Genomic DNA, 1829 nt, shown 5'->3' with positions numbered 1-1829 from the left:
CCCCGCTGCCGCGCGGTGTGGGCGTGACCCCGATGCGCGCCCCGGGCAGCACGGCCCCGGCCGGCACCGTCGCCGAGTCCGGCCGCCGCCAGGGCGGCGGAGGCGGCATCCTGCCGCAGGTCACGGACCGTACGCCGGTCTCACCGCTCAACCTGCCGACGGCGCAGGCGCTGTCGACACGGGCGTTCACCACCGAGTCGTTCTCCTCGGCGGTGCTGAACAGCGCGCGGCTGACCCCGCTCATACGGTCCACGGGTCCGGCCCTCCAGCTCGACGCCGTCGACAAGACCTTTCCCGTGACGACCACCCCGCGCTCCCCGCAGCTCACGGCGCCGTCACAGCCCGCCCAGCGGATTTCTTCCCGGCACTGAGCGGCACCGGTTCCCGAACCTGGTTGAATCCTCACCAAGGTGCCCTCGCCGGGGCGCGGAGCGGCAGTCTGCGGGGAGAGCATGGACGACGGGAAGCCCACCGGACGCACGGCGCAGTGGTGGAGCCGTCCCGACGAGGGACGGCCGCCGGTGACGACCGGAGAGGCCACCGACACCACCGCCGACGTCCCGGTGGCCGACGAGGAGTCCGCCGCTCCCGCCGACGCGGCCCCTACGGTCCCGCCGCCGCGTCAGCAGCCCCTGCACGACCCGGACCCGTACAGCACCCCGCCCTACGGCGGCCCCGGCCCCTGGGCGCCCGCGCCGCCCGTCCAACTGCCGCCCACGACGCCGCCGCACGGCGTTCCCGTGCCGCAAGTGGGTCCGGCGCACTCGTATCCGCCTCCGCCGCCGCCCGCCCCGCAGGCCGCACCCCAGGCATCCCAGACACTCCAGGCACCCCAGACGTCGGAGTGGCTGCGCTACGACCCCTGGGGCGGTCCCGGCGGGCAGCCGCCGCAGATCCTGACCCAGCCCGACCCGCCGCGCCGCAGGCGCCGTGGCGGTCTCGCGGCCGCCGTCGTCCTGGCGCTGGTCACCGGTGTCCTCGGCGGCGCCGTCGGCGCGTACATCGAACGGGACGGCGGCTTCGCCGACATCAAGCTTCCGCAGGCCGGCCGGGACAGCGGCGGCCGCGCGCCGGACAGTGTCGCGGGCATCGCCGCCAGCGCGCTGCCCAGCGTCGTCACCCTCCATGTCACCGGGCCGAGCGAGGAGGGCACCGGCACCGGGTTCGTCCTCGACACGCGCGGACACATCCTGACGAACAACCACGTCGTCGAGGCAGCCGGCGCCAACGGTGAGATATCGGTCACGTTCAGCGGCGGCGAGAGCGCCGACGCGACGCTCGTCGGCAAGGACAGCGGCTACGACCTCGCCGTCGTCGAGGTCACCCGGGTCTCCGGGCTCAAGCCGATGCCCCTCGGCAACTCCGACAACGTCCATGTCGGCGATCCGGTCGTGGCCATCGGCGCCCCCTTCGACCTCTCCAACACGGTGACCTCCGGGATCATCAGCGCCAAGGACCGGCCCATCACCGCGGGCGGCGAGAAGGGCGACGGCAGCGACGTCAGCTATGTGAACGCGCTGCAGACCGACGCGCCGATCAACCCCGGCAATTCCGGCGGCCCGCTGGTGGACACCAAGGCCGAGGTGATCGGCATCAACAGCGCCATCCGCGCCGCCGACAACGGCGCGGGCCTCGAAGGCGGCCAGTCGGGCTCCATCGGGCTCGGCTTCGCCATACCGATCAACGAGGCCAAGCGGGTCGCCGAGGAGATCATCAACACCGGCAAGGCCACCCACCCGGTGATCGGCGTGACGCTGGACACCGAGTACGCGGGCGACGGCGCACGCGTCGCGCCGAAGGCGGCCGACGGCGGGCCTGCCGTGGCGGCG

At 74.1% G+C, this 1829-nt stretch carries 1 protein-coding gene and 1 pseudogene; both read left to right on the top strand.

Features of this window, described 5'->3' with window-relative positions; all coding sequences use genetic code 11:
* A pseudogene (locus tag HY68_RS04825) lies at nt 1-371 on the top strand (hypothetical protein); the annotation flags it as partial.
* 81 nt (nt 372-452) lie between these two features.
* The coding region (locus HY68_RS40380; protein ID WP_078863428.1) for a trypsin-like peptidase domain-containing protein at nt 453-1829 on the top strand (1377 nt) is incomplete at its 3' end.

This window comes from Streptomyces sp. AcH 505 (assembly GCF_000818175.1).
Lineage (GTDB): Bacteria > Actinomycetota > Actinomycetes > Streptomycetales > Streptomycetaceae > Streptomyces.
Note: the sequence above shows the minus strand (reverse complement) of the source record. Positions and strands in the feature narration are given on the sequence as shown.